Origin of the sequence: Virgibacillus salexigens (assembly GCF_014905415.1) — a bacterium.
Classification (GTDB): Bacteria; Bacillota; Bacilli; order Bacillales; family Amphibacillaceae; genus Virgibacillus; species Virgibacillus salexigens.
In genome coordinates, this window is sequence record NZ_BNEO01000001.1 from 1,334,347 (window position 1) to 1,352,502 (window position 18,156).

At 38.3% G+C, this 18,156-nt stretch carries 20 protein-coding genes; 13 read left to right on the forward strand and 7 right to left on the reverse strand.

The window, feature by feature from the left end:
- Nucleotides 1–8 precede the first annotated feature (8 nt).
- Together JKP73_RS06060 and JKP73_RS06065 are read left to right on the forward strand one after the other, a co-directional pair.
- The gene (locus tag JKP73_RS06060; RefSeq protein ID WP_021290091.1) at nucleotides 9–335 is read left to right on the forward strand and encodes a hypothetical protein; all 327 of its coding nucleotides are present in this window, start codon (nucleotides 9–11) and stop codon (nucleotides 333–335) included.
- 164 nt (nucleotides 336–499) lie between these two features.
- The gene (locus JKP73_RS06065; RefSeq protein ID WP_200410996.1) at nucleotides 500–1,684 is read left to right on the forward strand and encodes an MFS transporter; all 1,185 of its coding nucleotides are present in this window, start codon (nucleotides 500–502) and stop codon (nucleotides 1,682–1,684) included.
- Nucleotides 1,685–1,975: 291 nt separating this feature from the next.
- Here the strand turns inward: JKP73_RS06065 and JKP73_RS06070 are convergent, their stop codons facing one another.
- A complete protein-coding gene (locus tag JKP73_RS06070) occupies nucleotides 1,976–2,533 on the reverse strand; it encodes a maltose acetyltransferase domain-containing protein (protein ID WP_021290093.1) in 558 nt (185 codons plus the stop codon).
- Nucleotides 2,534–2,723: 190 nt separating this feature from the next.
- Between JKP73_RS06070 and JKP73_RS06075 the strand changes: the two genes are divergently transcribed.
- Nucleotides 2,724–3,050: an antibiotic biosynthesis monooxygenase family protein gene (locus JKP73_RS06075; protein ID WP_021290094.1), complete on the forward strand. Its 327-nt coding sequence runs from the start codon at nucleotides 2,724–2,726 to the stop codon at nucleotides 3,048–3,050.
- A gap of 258 nt (nucleotides 3,051–3,308) precedes the next feature.
- Here JKP73_RS06075 and JKP73_RS06080 read toward each other — a convergent pair whose 3' ends face one another.
- Nucleotides 3,309–4,313 (reverse strand): YeiH family protein, encoded by a 1,005-nt coding sequence (locus JKP73_RS06080; RefSeq protein WP_031335251.1) that lies wholly within the window; start codon nucleotides 4,311–4,313, stop codon nucleotides 3,309–3,311.
- A gap of 134 nt (nucleotides 4,314–4,447) precedes the next feature.
- Between JKP73_RS06080 and JKP73_RS06085 the strand changes: the two genes are divergently transcribed.
- Nucleotides 4,448–5,344 carry a LysR family transcriptional regulator gene (locus tag JKP73_RS06085; RefSeq protein WP_021290096.1) on the forward strand — a complete coding sequence of 299 codons (897 nt, stop codon included), beginning with the start codon at nucleotides 4,448–4,450 and terminating at the stop codon, nucleotides 5,342–5,344.
- Between the two features lie 47 nt (nucleotides 5,345–5,391).
- Here the strand turns inward: JKP73_RS06085 and JKP73_RS23610 are convergent, their stop codons facing one another.
- The 4 genes from JKP73_RS23610 to mreB all read right to left on the reverse strand — a co-directional run bounded on the left by JKP73_RS23610 (nucleotide 5,392) and on the right by mreB (nucleotide 7,657).
- Nucleotides 5,392–5,502 carry a DUF3953 domain-containing protein gene (locus JKP73_RS23610; RefSeq protein WP_148530674.1) on the reverse strand — a complete coding sequence of 37 codons (111 nt, stop codon included), beginning with the start codon at nucleotides 5,500–5,502 and terminating at the stop codon, nucleotides 5,392–5,394.
- A 185-nt stretch (nucleotides 5,503–5,687) separates the two neighbouring features.
- Nucleotides 5,688–5,960 (reverse strand): AbrB/MazE/SpoVT family DNA-binding domain-containing protein, encoded by a 273-nt coding sequence (locus tag JKP73_RS06095; RefSeq protein ID WP_021290097.1) that lies wholly within the window; start codon nucleotides 5,958–5,960, stop codon nucleotides 5,688–5,690.
- A gap of 104 nt (nucleotides 5,961–6,064) precedes the next feature.
- Nucleotides 6,065–6,592: a YddI family membrane protein gene (locus tag JKP73_RS06100; protein WP_021290098.1), complete on the reverse strand. Its 528-nt coding sequence runs from the start codon at nucleotides 6,590–6,592 to the stop codon at nucleotides 6,065–6,067.
- Between the two features lie 63 nt (nucleotides 6,593–6,655).
- The gene (mreB, locus tag JKP73_RS06105) at nucleotides 6,656–7,657 is read right to left on the reverse strand and encodes a rod shape-determining protein MreB (RefSeq protein ID WP_200410997.1); all 1,002 of its coding nucleotides are present in this window, start codon (nucleotides 7,655–7,657) and stop codon (nucleotides 6,656–6,658) included.
- 251 nt (nucleotides 7,658–7,908) lie between these two features.
- Here mreB and JKP73_RS06110 point away from each other — a divergent pair, with 251 nt between their 5' ends.
- A complete protein-coding gene (locus JKP73_RS06110) occupies nucleotides 7,909–8,559 on the forward strand; it encodes a methyltransferase family protein (RefSeq protein ID WP_200410998.1) in 651 nt (216 codons plus the stop codon).
- A gap of 51 nt (nucleotides 8,560–8,610) precedes the next feature.
- On the opposite strand, the gene JKP73_RS06115 is transcribed toward JKP73_RS06110, so the two are convergent.
- Complete coding sequence (locus JKP73_RS06115; RefSeq protein WP_188942677.1) at nucleotides 8,611–9,327, reverse strand: GNAT family N-acetyltransferase; 717 nt, start codon at nucleotides 9,325–9,327, stop codon at nucleotides 8,611–8,613.
- A gap of 148 nt (nucleotides 9,328–9,475) precedes the next feature.
- Between JKP73_RS06115 and JKP73_RS06120 the strand changes: the two genes are divergently transcribed.
- The 8 genes from JKP73_RS06120 (at nucleotide 9,476) to JKP73_RS06155 (ending at nucleotide 17,802) form a co-directional block, all read left to right on the forward strand.
- Nucleotides 9,476–10,282 (forward strand): zinc-dependent metalloprotease, encoded by an 807-nt coding sequence (locus JKP73_RS06120; protein WP_200410999.1) that lies wholly within the window; start codon nucleotides 9,476–9,478, stop codon nucleotides 10,280–10,282.
- A gap of 152 nt (nucleotides 10,283–10,434) precedes the next feature.
- Nucleotides 10,435–11,082: a class I SAM-dependent methyltransferase gene (locus JKP73_RS06125; protein WP_200411000.1), complete on the forward strand. Its 648-nt coding sequence runs from the start codon at nucleotides 10,435–10,437 to the stop codon at nucleotides 11,080–11,082.
- 273 nt (nucleotides 11,083–11,355) lie between these two features.
- Nucleotides 11,356–12,165: an AraC family transcriptional regulator gene (locus tag JKP73_RS06130; RefSeq protein WP_234447063.1), complete on the forward strand. Its 810-nt coding sequence runs from the start codon at nucleotides 11,356–11,358 to the stop codon at nucleotides 12,163–12,165.
- A 112-nt stretch (nucleotides 12,166–12,277) separates the two neighbouring features.
- Nucleotides 12,278–13,429, forward strand: a complete 1,152-nt coding sequence (locus tag JKP73_RS06135; protein WP_021290105.1) for a Gfo/Idh/MocA family protein — start codon at nucleotides 12,278–12,280, stop codon at nucleotides 13,427–13,429.
- A gap of 15 nt (nucleotides 13,430–13,444) precedes the next feature.
- Entirely contained in the window at nucleotides 13,445–14,629 is a 1,185-nt protein-coding gene (locus JKP73_RS06140) for a dihydrodipicolinate synthase family protein (RefSeq protein WP_021290106.1), read from the forward strand.
- Nucleotides 14,626–15,447 (forward strand): sugar phosphate isomerase/epimerase family protein, encoded by an 822-nt coding sequence (locus JKP73_RS06145; protein WP_021290107.1) that lies wholly within the window; start codon nucleotides 14,626–14,628, stop codon nucleotides 15,445–15,447. Before JKP73_RS06140 ends, JKP73_RS06145 begins: the two co-directional genes overlap by 4 nt.
- A 64-nt stretch (nucleotides 15,448–15,511) precedes the next feature.
- A complete protein-coding gene (locus JKP73_RS06150) occupies nucleotides 15,512–16,615 on the forward strand; it encodes a Gfo/Idh/MocA family protein (protein ID WP_200411002.1) in 1,104 nt (367 codons plus the stop codon).
- On the forward strand, nucleotides 16,612–17,802 hold the full coding sequence (locus JKP73_RS06155; RefSeq protein ID WP_038241829.1) for a Gfo/Idh/MocA family protein: 1,191 nt from the start codon (nucleotides 16,612–16,614) through the stop codon (nucleotides 17,800–17,802). The genes JKP73_RS06150 and JKP73_RS06155 overlap by 4 nt, the downstream gene beginning before the upstream one ends.
- Nucleotides 17,803–18,156 lie beyond the last annotated feature (354 nt).

Consider the following 18,156-nt stretch of genomic DNA (forward strand, 5'->3'; position numbering starts at 1 on the left):
TTGATGAGATGAATTATCCTAATAATCAAACAGAAAGCAACGGCTCTGAGTATCCTACGCAGGAGCAACGGATGAACATGAAGGAATTTTGCAACAATTATATATACCAGTTTATCCAGATCGAAACGAACGACGGTAGTATGCACATCGGAATCTTACACAGTTTTGATGATGAAAAATTATACATTCTAATGCCTTCAACTGAAGACAATCAACACAACCGATTTGAAGGGAATGACGAACGCTTATTTCCTTTCTTTGGACCGTTTGGCTTATTTGCCTTTCCATTCTATGGAGTTAGAAGATTTGGACCATATCGCCCTTATTGGTGGTAAATGAAAAGAGTCACTAATTTAATTAGTGACTTTTTTCATTGATTGCAGTCCTTACTACAGCCCACTAAATTATTCAATAAAAAAATAAGCAAAACCACTAGACATATGTCCAATCATGATATATTATATCTCCTTTCGTTTCTAAAACAGAAGGAGGTAAAAGCATGACTTCTATCCAACCAACTCGTAATTTAATCTTAGCTATCTTTATGATATCGACTTTCGCTATTGGCATGACAGAATACGTTGTTACAGGCTTACTAACACAGTTTGCTGCTGATTTAAATGTATCTGTATCGACAACTGGACTCTTGCTAAGTGTTTATGCCATTAGTGTAGCAATCTTTGGTCCAATACTGAGAATGGTTACGATTAAAATATCCCCTAAACCTTTGCTTATTTCTTTAATGGGGTTATTTATAGTTAGTAATATGATGGCAGCAATGGCACCAAACTTTGAAACACTTTTAGTATCTAGGTTATTCTCAGCAGCCATGCATGCACCGTTTTTTGGCTTATGTATGTCCATTGCTTATAATATATCCCCTCCCACAAAAGGTCCACGTGCTATTGCAGCAGTCCAAGGTGGTCTTACAATTGCTGTTATGTTAGGTGTTCCCTTTGGTTCTTATCTTGGCGGTTTTTTGGATTGGCGCTATGTGTTTTGGTTTATCTCAGCACTCGGTGTACTCGCACTCGTTGGCCTCATTTTATGTACACCAAATCAAAAGCCTGAAATAGCACCTAACTTAAAACAAGAGCTCACTATCTTTAAGAATAAGAATGTATTATTAATTCTAGCAATTATTGTTTTTGGGTTCTCCGGGGTGTTTACCGCTTATACGTTTATCGAACCGATGTTACGTGAATTTGCTGGATTAGGAGTAACAGGAATTACCGTGGCATTTTTCTGTTTCGGTTTAGGCGCAGTAATTGGGAATTTTGTCTCAGGAAGAATTCGTCCTGATTTCTTAACCGAACGATTGATACTAGCATTAGCTATTTTAGCAATGGTACTTGTCGCGTTCACGTTTATGATTCAACTTACACCGTTAGCTTTTGTTATGTGCTTCTTATTCGGTGCAGGTACATTCGGTACAACGCCAATCTTAAACTCAAAAATTATTCTTGGCGGAAAGGAGGCACCATCTCTCTCAGGGACCATAGCTGCTTCTGTATTTAATTTAGCCAATAGTATCGGTGCCACATTAGGTACCCTCCTGCTGCATAGTGGGGCAAACTACAGGTGGATTACAATTATTGCTGCAAGTATGATTATATTAGGCATGATCCTTACTATCGTAACAAACAAGGTAGAAGATAAGTCATTATTTGCTGTTGAAGCGTAGAGGCTGAGTCAAAAGTGAACGAACTTCGGATAATCGACAAACCGATTAAATTGCAACCTGAAATATGGCATGCTTTCTGCGAGAACGGACTCAGTTACCGTAAGTAAGCAAAAATCCCTAGTGGGGCATTACGACTGTGCCGTGCCTGCAGGAGCTATGCCTATTTATTTTGTATGAGTAGCGGACAAGACAATCCCATTTTGATAGTAATTATTATTTTCAAAAACGAACGATAACGAATACTACGTTGAATAGGCTGATTGTTTTTCTATAATATTTTTGTTTCGCGCTCTACTCCAAATGTTTAATAAGTCGTGCCGGATTACCACCTACAACTACGTTATCAGGAACATCCTTTGTAACTACCGCTCCTGAAGCAATAACTGCATTATTACCGATTGAAACTCCAGGGTTAATAATTGAGCGGCCCCCAATCCACACATTATCTCCAATTGTAACCGGTTTTGCGAATTCCTTCCCAGAATTTCTTGCTTGGGCATGAAGTGGATGTGTGGCTGTATAAATATGTACACCAGGAGCAAGCATACAATTGTGCCCGATACGAACCTCGCACGCATCAAGGATGACACAATCAAAGTTAGCATAAAACTGATCCCCAACATGGATATTGTAGCCATAATCACACCGGAATGTTGGTTCAATAAATATATTTTCCCCCATGGAGCCAAATAAATCGTTGAGCAATACTTCTCTATCCGTACCTTCCATTTCTAATGATTGATTATAAAGTCGTGTCTTACGTCTACTTGTCCTTCGGTCATTTACTAAGGTTTGATCAGAAGGATTATATAATTCCCCATCTACCATCTTTTCTTTTTCCGTTTTCATATCATTCCTCCACATCTACGTTTGTTCTATTGTATTCAAATTATTTCCGTTAAGCCAGTTTCCGTAACGATTGTCTATTTATTAAACATAGAAAGAAGTATCACATCAATAGATATATCTCCACTCCTTCTTTTCCTATTCAAGTCAGAATAGAATAAGATAAATCGAAGTTGAAAGGAGAGATCTATCGGTGTGTGCTATTGCAAAGACACCAGAAGCTCCATATTATGCGGCTATATTCACATCACAACGCACGGATATTGATAAGGGGTATGATCAAACGGCAAAAAAGATGATCGAAATTGCTGAAAAACAAACTGGCTTTTTAGGCGTGGAGAGTTCTCGGGATACAAATGTAGGAATTACCGTATCCTATTGGGATTCATTAGAGGCGATTAATCAATGGAAAAACCATGCCGTCCACCAAATTGTGCAGAAAAAAGGGAAAGAAGAATGGTACCAGGCATTCGCTGTACGTATTTGTAAAGTAGAGCGTGCGAATAATTTTGAACTTTAGAACGAAGGAGGCGGGGCAGAACGAAAATAGTTAGCCCCAAAAGCCCCCTTAAAACTTAGCTTCTGCGGGAACAACTCCCCCTCGGAAAGCAGATATTGCTTACCGAGGTAGCTGAAGCCGCGGAAAGCGAAGGATTTGACGAAGCGATGATACAACCTATTTTAACTAATTGAAATGAAATGGTTCATATAATTATTATGAATAAAAACCTTTTGACCAGCCTCTAATAGATTTATTTTATAAAAGATAGGAATGAATTTAAACGAAGAATATAACGAGTAAATAACCCAAACCTGCTAATAAGACGGAACCGATTACTCCCGCTGCAAATGATTTCATACCTAATTTTCGAAACGTTTTGATATCCACATTCAAGCCAAGTCCCGCCATAGCCATTGCAATAAATAAATAAGCAATCGTAACAATAATTTCAGCCACATCCTGTGATACAATACCAAGTGTATTAAAACCACTCATGGCAATAAAGCCCAAAATAAACCATGGAATAATCGACATCGATACCTTTTTACCGGAATTACTGCCTATACGTTGAAACAAATATCCGATGATAATGGCTACTGGAACAAGTAATGCAACCCTCGTTAATTTAACAATCACTGCTATATCGATGGCATGACTGCCACCAGCTCCCGCGGCTGCTACTACATGTGCAACTTCATGTAATGTTGCACCAGTAAAAACACCGTACCCAGTTTGTGATAGATTTAAGAATGCATATAAAAATGTATAAATTAACGTAAACATTGTCCCCAAGACTGCCACAGTTGCTGCACCCACCGCTGTTTCATCATCTTTTGCCTTTACTTGTGGCGCAATTGCGACAACAGCTGCTGCTCCACAAATGGCCGTGCCACATGCAGTAAGTATGCCTAATCGCTTTTCTACCCCGAACAAGCGAGTTAATCCATAGACGACAAGTAGTGCAAATACAAGACATATTGCTGCAATCATAAATACACTTAATCCAGCGTTATAAATATCTGCTAAGTTGAGTCGCATCCCTAAGAGAATAATACCAAGACGTAACAGTTTCTTACTTGAGAAATTGATACCCGATTGTAAATGATCTCTAACACCAATCGTCGCTTTCCATATCATTCCAATAATGATTGCAATGACCAACTGCCCAAGTATAGATAAGAATGGTAAAACTGCTGCATATTTTGCCATTATAGCAATGAGTAATGTTAACCCAATTCCTTTTATAAATGCATATTGATTAGCTTTTGGTTCGCCCACCATATTCCCCAATTGTATCACTCCTTCAAAACCGATGATCGATATCAACTAAAACTTTAACGGAAGTATTGTTATTAGTAAAATACATATATATAATTGTAACTATTAATATTAATAATAGTTAAGGAGGATACTGAATGTATTATGATGCATTACGCACATTTATTACACTTGTCGACGTTAAAAATTTCACCAAAACAGCTGAAATATTACACATCTCGCAGCCAAGTGTCAGTCTACACATTAAAAACCTAGAAAAAGAGTTTGGAACCAATTTAATTGTTCGTTCTCCAAAATCTTTACAGGTATCACCAACAGGGGAAATCTTATATCACCGCGCAAAACAGATCATTACGATTTACGAACAAGCAAAGCAAGAAATTAGCGAGCATCATCACGCCGTGAAAGGAGAACTAAAAATCGGTGCTAGTTTTACGATTGGAGAATATATTTTGCCTGTAGTACTTGCTGAACTACAAGCAGCTTATCCAGAACTGGAATTGGAAGTAATGATAGGCAATACCGAAGAAGTTGTTCAAGATGTAAAACTATTCCATGTAGATATTGGGTTAATTGAAGGACAAACAAATGATAAAGAGCTGTCCGTTTATCCATTTATGCAAGATGAACTTTTTATTCTTGCTGGGGTGAATCATCCATTAGCAACAAAACCAAAAGTAACGATGGGGGATTTGCAACATCAAGCGTGGGTGACAAGAGAAGAAGGGTCTGGAACACGTGAGTACCTTGACCATGTCATTCGTTCCAATGGGTTAAAAGTCAAATCATTACTCACCATTAGTAGTAATCAGGGGGTTAAAGAAAGTGTTATTAAAGGATTGGGATTATCGCTCCTTTCTCACAGTGTGATTGAACGAGATGTACAATTACATCAATTAACCATTCTCCCATTAAAGAACATCTCATTCAATCGAACGCTTTCTTATGTTTACTCACCAATTATGAGAAAAAAACAGAATGTCGAGGCTTTTATACAGACGATATCAAAAAATAGAAACAACGTTTCAGAGTAAGACCGGTATATAAATGAAGCGATCTTACTCATTTTTTCTATTCTTAGCTAAAAATAGAGTAGTGTTACACAAATTAAGAGTAAAGAAATGATGAAACTAACGATTCCCATTAGCGTTCGTTTCTCCTTACATTCTCCTATTCCCATAATTATTGTCATTATCCAATGCAAAGGAGAATAAGACTGACTGATTTTGAAAGACCTGTAATGAGGGAATAACTAAATAATACACACATAATGCATACAAGTAATTTCCTAACTGTATATAACAATCACTACATCCTCAATATTAAATTTAAACAACTGTATTCCAGTATTGTTAGAAGTCATCGAGCATGAATGTTCTAAATGTTATATTCTATCTCTCGTATCAGCTTTTTCGCACCTTCCGGACTAAGAATAATTCTTCCATTTGCAAGCGATAGGTTATTTCTTGAAATCTGCCCAGTAACTTGACACGTTTTATTGACATTGCATTTTTTTAAAATTATCTTATTATCCTCTACAAACACCTCAACTTCATCTCTAATATCAATATCTAATGTACGACGGAGTTCCTTTGGAATCACCACACGACCTAAATCATCAATTTTTCGTACAATACCAGTTGATTTCATTATTATTCTATCTCCTTTTTTATAAGAAAATTAAAGTGCCACTCGGGGATAAATTTTAAGTATTCCGAATTTATCAATGTGTCGTTACCAACAAACGAAATGACCTATTCATACTTCATATACTCAATATCCTCCACTTTCCAATCATCTTGAATGCGAATCATCTCAAGTCTTAGAAAAGTAGGACTGCTTGTTTTATTTTTTTCTACTTGGATTTCACTGTTGAAATGAGCAAATATCTCTTGACGATATGCTTCTTTATCACCATAATACACTTCTAAATCTTTAACGTTTGTTACAATATTCGTAAAATCATGCGTTGTTTCTATTTCATTATGGAAGCGTAAACTTTTTTCTACACCTTTTGCTAAAAAAGATTTTACTTGGCGCTCATCCGGTTGATCTGTAAATTTAAAATAGGTTTGAATAAAATTCTGTGCTGCTTCTTTGGCTTGCGGAAATACTTCCGACTTTTCGATTCTTTTCATCTCTTGTATTTGGGTTTCCATTGAATGTATATCTGTATTTAAAGATGAATTACTAGCTTTTAATTCCTGATTTTGTATAATTAGCATACAAAGGAAAATGAATAATCCTATAGAGAGAAGAAATACAAAACTTCTCTTCTTCACTATCTATCACCTCTATTTATAATGACACATTTTTACCTTGTTTCATTCTAATTACGGATAAGTTTAAACCACCTGATTTTTTGATACTTCATTTAGATTCTCTAATATGAATCCTGTACCCAAGGCTACACAGTTTTTTGGTTCTTCTACTAAAAATACGGGCACCTTTAATTCTTCTATAAGCAGTTCTTCTAACCCATGAATAAGGGCACCTCCACCAGTTAGCGTAATCCCCCGATCTATAATATCACCGGATAATTCTGGCGGTGTCCGTTCAAGTACGGATTTAACAGCTTGAACAATTAGAGATACTGATTCTCGTAGAGCTTCTTGCAATTCTACAGAATGAACAGAAATATTTCTCGGGAGACCAGAAACCAAATCTCTGCCACGAATATTCATCTCCTCACTACGACTGCTTTCATGTACTGTCGCAATGGTCGTTTTCATTTCTTCTGCCGTTCTATCCCCTATTAAAAGACCATATTTTTTCTTTATGTATTTAAGAATCTCGTTGTCGAATTTATCACCGGCCATATTGATAGATTCTGATGTTACAATATCTCCCATAGATAAGACTGCTATATCGGTTGTACCCCCACCGATATCAATTACCATATTTCCACTAGGTTTGTAAATATCCATTCCTGCCCCAATGGCTGCTACCTTTGGCTCCTCCTCCAAAAATACTTTAGACCCTCCCGCATTCTCTGCCACTTCCTTAATTGCTCGTTGTTCTACCTTTGTTACATTCGTAGGACAACAGATGAGCATTCTTGGTCTAGACATGAATCCTTTGACGTTAATTTTATTAATGAAATGTTTTAACATTGCCTCAGTACTATCAAAATCAGCGATTACACCATCTTGCAACGGACGAATAGCTACGATATTTCCGGGCGTTCGTCCAATCATTCTTCTTGCTGCTTCACCTACCTCGATCACTTTACCTGTGTTTCGGTCAAGCGCAACAACAGATGGTTCATCCAATACTATCCCTTTGCTTTTCACATGAATAAGTACATTCGCTGTCCCAAGGTCAATTCCAATATCCCTATAATTCATAGGTTAAATCCTCCTATAAAGCCATTAATAAAATGTGTAATTTGTCCCCTTTATTGACACCAATTAAGTATTTTAGCACACCGATTCCTAATAATCTGCCTTTTGTAATTTATTGACATTAAAATAATCCTTTTGTCCATGCCATTTCAACCACATACATACTTTTCATCCTACAGATTAAATAAAGTTTTTAGCCAATTAAGACATAATACCTATACATGCTATATTAGATATAGAGGAGGTGTTTCTAAATGAACTTATATCGAAAAAAAGAACAAAGCAGACTCCAAAAATGGACAGTTATTGGACTAGAAACACTCATACTTTTTCTAGCAGCTTGGTTGTTATTTTTCGCAGACGAGCAGCTTTCCCTGCGTAACTTTTTGCTATTTGGTTTGTTTTTAATTGTATATGGAAGAATGTACGTCACTATATTCTATTTATTAAAACGGAAGATGCCTTGGCAAGAGGCAATGACGATACCCGTTGCTTTTTCGTTATATTATATTGGATTTAGCATTTTCACACTGATAACCGACAAGCCTGTTGACCTTCTTGACATTGGCTCTATCCTTTTGTTTTTAATAGGGTCTTTTATCAATACTTATTCAGAAATCCAACGTGATCGATGGAAACGGGAACCAGCTCATAAAGGGGGATTATATACCGAAGGATTATTTACCTATGCTATGCATATTAATTATTTTGGGGATCTCGTCTGGGTGACTGCTTTAGCCTTATTCACAAGGTCAACAGGGGCACTAATTATCCCAATTATCTTGTTCTGCTTCTTCGCATGGTATAACATTCCAATACTTGATACCTATTTAGCTGACAAGTACGGAGAACAGTTCAAAAGATATAAACAATCTACGAATAAGCTGATTCCGTTTCTTTATTAACAGGAAGGGAAATCATTAAGAAAAGCTACTGTTAAAGGGTAACAGTAGCTTTTATGATGATTGCTCAAATCGATAGATTCCCTTTCTATCCCTTAACTTACAGTGATTCTGTAGAAATATCGATATCATAGGCTGGTTAGCTGTATCTGTACTTCCCACATAATATGTTGCTTGCATGTCTTTAAGTAACACTAAGGCGATTTGATGAATTTTTGTTCCGTTACCTTGGTTACGCCATTTAGGAACAACGCCAAAATAAAACAACCTTCCCTCATTAACTGTTCCCATTTCAATATGAGGGATAGCTAACCCAATAACTTCATCTCCGCTCTTAAAATAATAGCAGTGTTCCCGCCATGTTAAACCAAGCTCGCTTTGCAATGAACGCATGAATTCATCTACCGACTGCTGTTTATTTTTATTTGCCGTACCAGAACAGCATGTTTGATATAATACAGCAAAATCTTGGTCGCTCATCTTTCCTTCGATTAACGAATGAGTCAGAATGTTAGATTGGTGTCTAGATACCTCCTGGAGTTCCCGCGTATATTCCACAATCGAGGAAATTTTTGAAAACCCTAATTCAATCATTTGCTTGTGATTGGTTTCATCCATTAATACCGAAATATAATGACAATCCTGTTGCTTCCATTCGTTGAACAATTCTGTAAATGCTTCGATATAAGTATGAGCTGAGACTTGTTCTTGTTTAACTTGATCGACTAACCAATACATATGATCATTTTTTATCGTATGAAATAGTTTCATTTACTTATCCTCTCCCAAATACATATATTACCATTATTAACCATCCTTTAAAATTATGGGTATTTGATCCTATTTTACATATATTAGAAGGATTATTGATAGATTAGCAGAATATTAGAGTTACAAACCATATAGGGGGTCTATTTGTATGTATCTTAAACGAGTTGTTTCGATTGCACTTGCTTTTTCCATTTTATCCTCACCAATTACTGTATTAGGAAGCGCATCCTCGGTACATCACCATAATCATACGGAATCCACCTTGTACATGAATGCATTACCAAAGGCGAAAGAAAACACTCCTGATGAAGGTCCAGCTAAGATTGAAAAGTCTACTAAAGTAATAGAGTTCGGAGAAAACGGTGAGATAAAAGATATTACCAGCACAGAAAAAACAGTTTCTCCGAGTATAAGCAAAAGAAGCGACGTACAGCCTCAAGCTAGCAGAACAGTTACCGTCCTTGCAGTAGCAGACGAGGAGTATCGTACAGCTTACAGTGACTGGCAAAATCGTGTACAGCAAATCGTTGAAAATGCAGATGATGCATTCATTCGCGATCATGAAATTGATTTCCAAGTACAAGCAGTCGCTAGTTGGACATCTCAAGGTGCCAATAGTGGGCAAATACTTGCTGACTTAAGTGTAGATCATCCAGGTCAAAACTATGATTTTGTCGTTGGGTTTACCAACGATGTTAATTTTGATGCTGGAGGCATTGCATATGTGTACAATACAGATCCAGGCACTGCCTTTAGCATTAATTTGGACCAAGGGATAACAAATACATCTAAGGCAGCACAACATGAATTCTCACATAATTATGGGTTGGGCCATGACCCTCAAGGAAGCGGAATACAATGTATTATGAACTATGATTATGCATACTCAGTAGATTATTGGGATCCTGCCCATAATAATCAGATTGCTAATAATAAATATTGGTATGGCCAGTAGTCCTAACCCGATCGCCCCTCCAAATAAATGGAGGGGTTTTTTAACGCCATCATTCAAATCCCCCCTTCAACTTATCATCCTATTTTTATATTATCAATCTTCACCAAGATACATATACTATATCGTCATTCGCATACAAAGGGGGAAATAAATTGGACTATCACCATTCCCGGTTTTTTAAGGAGACAGATCCTTCTTCAAATCATTTTATTTTTGACTTACCATATACATGGGAAACGAGGTTTTATGAATACGAATGGGTCAAAAATTTTGCTAAAAAAGAAGATATCGTATTAGATGCAGCTTGTGGCATTGGTCACCCGCTAAAATTTTATTTAGCAGATGAATGCCACTCTGTTTACGCATGCGATATCGATGATCGAATTTTATCAAGAGAAGCGATTTGGGAAGACGCTGTATCCTCCTACCCTGAAGAAATAAAAAAATCTGTGATTGATAACTATTTAGACAAAATTGAATTAGCCTGTTGTTCTCTGACAAACCTTCCCTATCCCGATCAAGTCTTTAACAAGGTGTTTTGCATTTCAGTATTGGAACACTTAAACCATGATGATATCCTTCGTTCGTTTCGTGAATTAAAGCGTGCCTTAAAAGATGATGGGCAACTGATTTTCACCTTTGATTATCCAACGATCTCCATCAATACATTGGCAAATATTATGAAGGAAACCGGGGTAGAATTCTATGATCAGTTCACCCTGAACAAACCAGACAATGCTGTTGTTTCGAGAATTTGGCATGAATTGAGTTGCTTTCGTGCCGTATTAAAAAAGATTTGATCGGCTAAATTTGAATAATCGATTCATTCGTTACACCACAACCTGAAATATCGCATACTTCCAATAGAGAGATTCAGAACTGTGTTGTTCTCGGCGGAGTCATGCTATTTCAGCTGTTTGGTTTCATGGACAAGCCTATCCATTCATGTCTTATCTAAAATCTTGACAAAATTTATCCAAAACAAATAAAAAGACTAATAATTAAAAACAAACAAAAACATGATATACTTCAATTAAAGACAAATAGAGGTTATTTGGATGGGGGTATTCTTCTTGAAGGCGAATGGAGAGCGTCAAGCATTTATCTCTTTATATGAAAGTAAACATAATGAAAAAGGAATGGTCCAATCTCATTATCATGAAACCTATCAACTATTATACACACTGGAGGGAAAAGGAATTTGTACTTTAAATCATCAAGCGTATTCAATTGTACAAGATAGTTTTATTATTATTCCTCCATTAACGGAACACTCCATTGCTGCAACATCAAAAATGACTGTCTTAGTGCTTGAATTCGAAACAACCGTATTAAGTCCTGATGTCCGAATCGAACTGATACCTGAAGTTTTTCGAACAGCACGTGTACAAAAACTCAGTGCATTTGATAGTAGCGAGATTCGTCAACTACTTCGAAAAATGCTTTATGAACAATCCCATGGGGATAGATTATGGGAGACAGGCCTCAAAATCTATATGGCAGAATTATTTTTTACCATTGCGCGTTCTACCCATGAATCTACCCAAACGGATATAAACACATTGCGTGTCGAGCAACTAAAGCACTATATTGATACACGTTATTTTGATATAAAACATGCGGAAGATATTGCCGATCGAATGGGTATCAGCAAACGATATATTCAAAGTATTTTCAAAGATTATTACAATAGTACACCAATGCAATACCTGACAGAAGTACGACTAGGATTAGTAAAACAAATGCTAGCAGAAACAGACAAAGACATTGTGTCCATCTGTTTTGAAGTAGGATTTGAATCTCTATCTACCTTTTACCGATTATTTAAGAGAAACGTTGGTATACCACCAAATATGTATCGGCTAACGCAAAGAAAACATTGATGTTTATAGTAATGAATTGAGTTCCAAAATTGAGAATCTGTTTCCCCTTCTAATAAGACACTTCATTACCATTATGTTTACACTTAACGTAATGAGCTTAGGAGGGAAACGAATGAGTACAAAAAAGATTGGTATCATTATGAATGGTGTCACCGGGCGTATGGGAACAAGGCAACATTTAATACGATCAATTATTGCAATTAGAGAACAAGGAGGAGTCCCACTAGCAAACGGGGATTATCTCATGCCAGACCCTATACTTGTAGGTCGTAATAAAAACAAACTGAAAGCGCTTGCCGAAAATTATAACATCGATCGGTGGACGACCAACCTTGATGATGCTTTGACCGATGAAAACAACATCATTTACTTCGATTCTCAAACGACTTCACTTCGGGAAAAAGCGATTAAGCAGGCTATTGAAGCAAATAAGCATATTTATTGTGAAAAGCCAACATCCACTTCCTTGGAAGGGTCGTTAAAACTTGCAAAACTTGCGAAAGAAGCTGGCGTTAAAAATGGCGTCGTACAAGATAAATTGTTTCTTCCAGGTGTTATGAAGCTAAAGCGACTAATAGATGCTGGATTCTTTGGAAATATTCTCTCTGTTCGTATGGAGTTTGGTTATTGGGTATTCGAAGGAGACTGGCAGGAATGTCAACGACCTTCTTGGAATTACAAAAAAGAAGAAGGTGGAGGAATTATCGTTGACATGTTCCCCCATTGGCGGTATGTATTAGACCATTTATTTGGTTCTGTGCAAGCACTGTCTGCAGTGGCTACAACACATATTACTGAACGTATGGATGAAGCAGGAAATACGTACAAGGCGACGGCTGATGATGCTGCATATGCAACCTTTGAATTAGAAAATGGCGTTATTGCCAGTGTCAATTCCTCTTGGGCGGTCCGTGTAAATCGCGATGATTTATTAACGATACAGGTAGATGGAACGGAAGGAAGTGCGGTAGCCGGCTTACGTGACTGTAAAACCCAGCATCGCGTGAATACGCCAAAACCTGTTTGGAATCCGGATATAGAAAATACCATCGATTTTCAGGATCAATGGGAAGAAGTACCAGATAACCAACTATTTGAGAATGCATTCAAAATTCAATGGGAAATGTTTTTAAAGCATGTATATCAAAACGACTCTTTTCCATGGGATTTGTTAGAAGGTGCTAAAGGGACGCAGCTTGCAGACCTTGGCCTTCAATCTTCGGAAGAACGCCGTTGGCTTGAAGTACCAAGCTTGAATGTCTAAGGGGAGGAAACGATGATGAATCAACTTATCTATTTACCTCATACTGATGGATCCATCTACCCATATGAATTATCTCATAGCGAAGCTTTATCCCAACCTTCAAAGGGTTCCTTTCATTCCCGTGTTGCCTATTCAGCTGCACATGTGGTAGCTCATCCATTTGGCAGTAGTGATCCAGTACGGGAACCTGCAATAGATTGGGATCTCACTATGCAATACCGTCATTATCTTTGGTCACTTGGTATGTCCGTGGCCGAAGCAATGGACACTGCACAACGCGGGATGGGTCTCGATTGGGAACACGCGAAAGAATTAATTACTCGTTCTGTAAAGGAAGCGAAAAGTGTTGGTGGAAATATTGCCAGTGGTGCCGGCACTGACCACCTTCCCCCGAGTCCATATGTTAGTTTAGAAGATGTGATAAACGCTTATGAAGAACAAGTATCGTATGTCGAAGGAGCAGGTAGTAAAGTTATTCTTATGGCTAGTCGTGCTCTCGCGGCATGTGCTACATCTGCAGCAGATTATGAATATGTTTACGATCGAATTCTTAGCCAGGTCTCGCAACCCGTTATCCTACATTGGTTAGGCGATATGTTTGATCCTAATTTAACAGGGTATTGGGGGCATGAGAATTTAGATGAAGCGATGGAAGTATGTCTTCGAATTATCCATTCTCACGCAGACAAGATTGAAGGTATCAAGCTCTCGTTATTAGATGACCAAAAAGAAATTACCATGCGGAGACAATTGCCAGACAATGTACGAATGTACACAGGAGACGACTTTAACTATACTTCACTCATTGAGGGAGATAACCAGGGATACAGTGATGCGTTGTTAGGTATTTTTGATGCTATTGCTCCGGCTGCCGCATCTGCTTTCCAAGATTTAGATCAAGGCAATCTCAATGCCTATCGAGATAAATTAAACCGGACGACGCCTTTAGCTCGCCATATCTTTCAAAAACCAACATTTGCCTATAAAACTGGCATCGTCTTTCTAGCTTATCTTAATGGACATCAACCTCATTTTCGTATGATAGCCGGAGCAGAAAGCGCACGGTCTATTTTGCACTTCACCAAGCTATTCGAGCTGGCAGATCAAGCGAATGTGCTCACAGATCCGGAACTTGCAATTACCCGTATGCGACCGATGCTAGATTTAGCTGGGGTACAGCAAATGGAGGCGAGAACATGAGTAAAAAATTGGATATACAGCGTTTAAGTCTTAACCAAATAACAACAGAAAACTGGTCCTTGCAGGAAGCAATTCAAGGTTGTACGGATCATCAAATACCTGTAATTTCAGTATGGCGTCATAAGATTGCTGAAGTAGGACTACTCGAAGCCAAAAAGCTAATTGCCGCATCAGGATTAGAGGTATCCAGTGTTTGTCGAGGGGGAATGTTTCCTGCGCTTACTGCTTCCGAGCGAAAGGAACGGATTGATGATAATAAATACGCGATTGAAGAAGCAGCAGAATTAGGGGCGGATGTTCTTGTACTTGTTTGTGGCCCATCACCGCATAAGGATTTAGCTGAGAGCAGAAAATGGGTCCAACAAGGTATTGAAGAAATAATCCCGTTTGCGGAACAACATGGTGTAAAACTAGGTATTGAGCCGCTCCACCCGATGTTTGCTGCCGATCGTTCCGTCATTACCACGTTAGGAGAAGCGAATGCCTTGCAACAATCCTTAGGATCTTCGCAAGTTGGAGTCATTATAGATGCTTTTCACGTTTGGTGGGATCCTGATTTATATAGTGAAATAGAAAAAGCAGCAGGAAAAATACTAGGATATCATGTATCAGATTGGAAAGTGCCACTCCCCGATATTTTTAAAGGGCGTTCCATGATGGGAGATGGCGTCATTGACTTACCCCGTATTCGTCGCGCAGTTGAAGCGAACGGCTATCACGGACCAATTGAAGTAGAAATTATTAACCAAGCAATTTGGGATATGCCTGGAAAAGAAAGCTTAGAGCTAATCAAACAACGTTTTTTATCTTGTGTTTAGACGAGGAAACAACGGAGCACATACTGCCCCGTTGTTTCACATTTTTAAAGGAGCGATCAATGCTATGGAGACATCATATCATCCAACGCAGCATACGGAATTTGAACCAATCCATCATCAGGAAACACCGGTTGAACATGATACATTATTAATCGCTGCTTGTGGGCTGGAGCATGGGCATATTTATAGTATGTGCGAGGGCATGAAGAAGGCTGGTGCTGTAATTCATTGGGTGTGGGATGAAGATCCCGATAAGGTAGAAGCTTTTCAGCAAGCATTTCCTGAAGTTAGGACTGCCTCCTCCCTTGACCAAATCTTACAGGATAAACGAATCCAAATGGTTGCCTCTGCCGCCATCCCTTCCAAGCGTTGCGACATCGGATTACGTGTATTAGACGCAGGCAAACATTTCTTTTCTGCCAAAACACCTTTTACATCACTCAAACAGCTATATGCAGCAAAGAAAAAGGTTAAAGAAACAGGACTACACTGGGCAATTTTTTATAGTGAGCGATTACAAGTTGAGTGTAGCGGTTTTGCTGAACAATTAATTCAACAAGGAGCGATTGGGGATGTTATTCAGGTTCTTGGTTTAGGCCCTCATCGTTTAAATATCAATGACAGACCGGCATGGTTTTTTAAAAAAGCTACCTATGGAGGAATTATCTGTGACATTGGCAGCCACCAAATTGAACAATTTCTATCGTTTGCTCATGCACAGGACGCAACAATACAAAGCAGTATCGCTCTCAATATTGCACATCCTGAACATCCAGAGTTTGAAGACTATGGAGATGCTCATTTAATTGGCGATAATGGCACTCTCCTCTATTTCCGTGTCGACTGGTTCACGCCGAACGGTTTAACCAATTGGGGTGATGGACGTACGACTATCTTGGGCACAGATGGTTATATTGAATTACGGAAATATGTAGATATAACGAATAATTCAATTGGCGAGCGTTTATATTTAGTAAATCATGGCGGTGAAAGACAATACGATGTGAAAGGAAAGGTTGGATACCCTTATTTTTATCGACTTGCACATGATGTTATCGAAAACACTTCCACTGCGATGCATCAGGAACATGCCTTTAAAGCGGCAGAGCTCTGTCTTTTAGCACAACAACAAGCAGACAATCTAAAGAAAGAAGGTGCGATTCGGTGAACCGTACATGTGATATTGTCTTAGTAGGGATCGCTGGTTATGGCGAAATTTACTTAAATGCACTAGAAGAAAAAGGATACCTTTCCTGGATTAAAGGGGTTGTTGATATAAATCCAGAACGAAGTAACTATTATACCAAGCTACAAGAAATGGGTATCCCTTGTTTCGCCTCACTAGAGTTATTTTATCAAACAGCTGCTGCTGACTTAGCTATCATTTCCAGCCCGATTCATTTTCACGCCGAGCAGACTATTACTGCAATGGAGAATGGTAGTCATGTTCTTTGTGAGAAGCCAATTGCTGGTTCTGTAGAAGAAGTCGAACGAATGCGTCAAACAAGAGATAAAACAGGAAGATTCTTAGCTATCGGATTTAATTGGTCATTTAGTACGTCTGTTCATTTGTTAAAAGAAGATATACAACAGGGTCTTTTTGGAAAGCCATTACGAGGCCAAAGCCTTGTTCTCTGGCCAAGAACAAAACACTATTATCAACGTTCCAATTGGGCTGGAAAACGTCTTGGTCCAAAAGGAGAGCCTATATACGATAGCATTGCCAATAATGCTGCTTCCCACTTTCTTCACCATCTCGTCTATGTATTAGGGAAAACAAAGGAACATAGTGCAAAAATAAATACTTTAGAAGTAGAGGTCTATCGGGCAAATCCGATTGAAACCTTCGATACATGTGCATTACGAGCAAAAACAGATCAGTCAGTAGAGCTGCTGTACCTCGCTTCTCATGCAGTGAATCATCAAATTGGACCTAATATAACGTTAGAGTGTGAACATGCCACTATTACCTATGAAGCTGGGGAAGACATGCGAGCAACTTGGGAAGATGGCACCATTAAAAGCTATGGAGATCCCGAAACAGAACATACCCATAAATTAGATGTCTGTATTCAGGCTGCGTTGAATGAAGAAACGACTATTCCTTGTAGTATAGAAGCTGCTTATTCTCATTTACTTAGCATTGAACAAATACACCATACCATATCAACAATTGCTCGTTTTCCGGACCATACAATAAAACAAGATCCAGATACGCAATTGACGTATGTTCCTCCATTAGCGGAGACACTTTTGTCCTGTTATCAAGCACATAGGCTCCCAAGTGAAATAGATGCTGGTTGGGCGCAAAAACCAACGACTATCAGAATCCCTGAACAAAGCTACCCTTACTAATATAGGGAATCAAGAGCGGAACAAACTTCAAGTACAGCTACACAAAGCAGAATAAAGCGTCCTTTATATCCGAAAAGAATAGGTTATTCCTATAATAATCCGAACGATTCCATGCAAATCCGTTCGGATTATTTATCTTTCGTTAAGATTTATAACCAAAATCAGTGAACCTTAGTAAATAAAACAGGCATGATTCTTGCGGGAACAACGCGGTCTGAAGACAGCGTTCACCCTTACCCGATTTAGCTGAAGCCGTGCCCATGAAAACGCACCCTATTTTAGTTCACGATTTACCATTGTAAGTACTCATTCGGATTTAGATTTTAGTTGAAAATGCAAAGGGTTCCGATATTG

Coding starts and splice junctions, on each gene's coding strand:
- JKP73_RS06060 (WP_021290091.1), top strand. CDS start 9: ATGAATTATCCTAATAATCAAACAGAAAGCAACGGCTCTGAGTATCCT.
- JKP73_RS06065 (WP_200410996.1), top strand. CDS start 500: ATGACTTCTATCCAACCAACTCGTAATTTAATCTTAGCTATCTTTATG.
- JKP73_RS06070 (WP_021290093.1), bottom strand. CDS start 2,533: ATGAAAACGGAAAAAGAAAAGATGGTAGATGGGGAATTATATAATCCT.
- JKP73_RS06080 (WP_031335251.1), bottom strand. CDS start 4,313: ATGGTGGGCGAACCAAAAGCTAATCAATATGCATTTATAAAAGGAATT.
- JKP73_RS06085 (WP_021290096.1), top strand. CDS start 4,448: ATGTATTATGATGCATTACGCACATTTATTACACTTGTCGACGTTAAA.
- JKP73_RS23610 (WP_148530674.1), bottom strand. CDS start 5,502: ATGACAATAATTATGGGAATAGGAGAATGTAAGGAGAAACGAACGCTA.
- JKP73_RS06095 (WP_021290097.1), bottom strand. CDS start 5,960: ATGAAATCAACTGGTATTGTACGAAAAATTGATGATTTAGGTCGTGTG.
- mreB (WP_200410997.1), bottom strand. CDS start 7,657: ATGAATTATAGGGATATTGGAATTGACCTTGGGACAGCGAATGTACTT.
- JKP73_RS06110 (WP_200410998.1), top strand. CDS start 7,909: ATGAACTTATATCGAAAAAAAGAACAAAGCAGACTCCAAAAATGGACA.
- JKP73_RS06115 (WP_188942677.1), bottom strand. CDS start 9,327: ATGAAACTATTTCATACGATAAAAAATGATCATATGTATTGGTTAGTC.
- JKP73_RS06120 (WP_200410999.1), top strand. CDS start 9,476: ATGTATCTTAAACGAGTTGTTTCGATTGCACTTGCTTTTTCCATTTTA.
- JKP73_RS06135 (WP_021290105.1), top strand. CDS start 12,278: ATGAGTACAAAAAAGATTGGTATCATTATGAATGGTGTCACCGGGCGT.
- JKP73_RS06140 (WP_021290106.1), top strand. CDS start 13,445: ATGAATCAACTTATCTATTTACCTCATACTGATGGATCCATCTACCCA.
- JKP73_RS06145 (WP_021290107.1), top strand. CDS start 14,626: ATGAGTAAAAAATTGGATATACAGCGTTTAAGTCTTAACCAAATAACA.
- JKP73_RS06150 (WP_200411002.1), top strand. CDS start 15,512: ATGGAGACATCATATCATCCAACGCAGCATACGGAATTTGAACCAATC.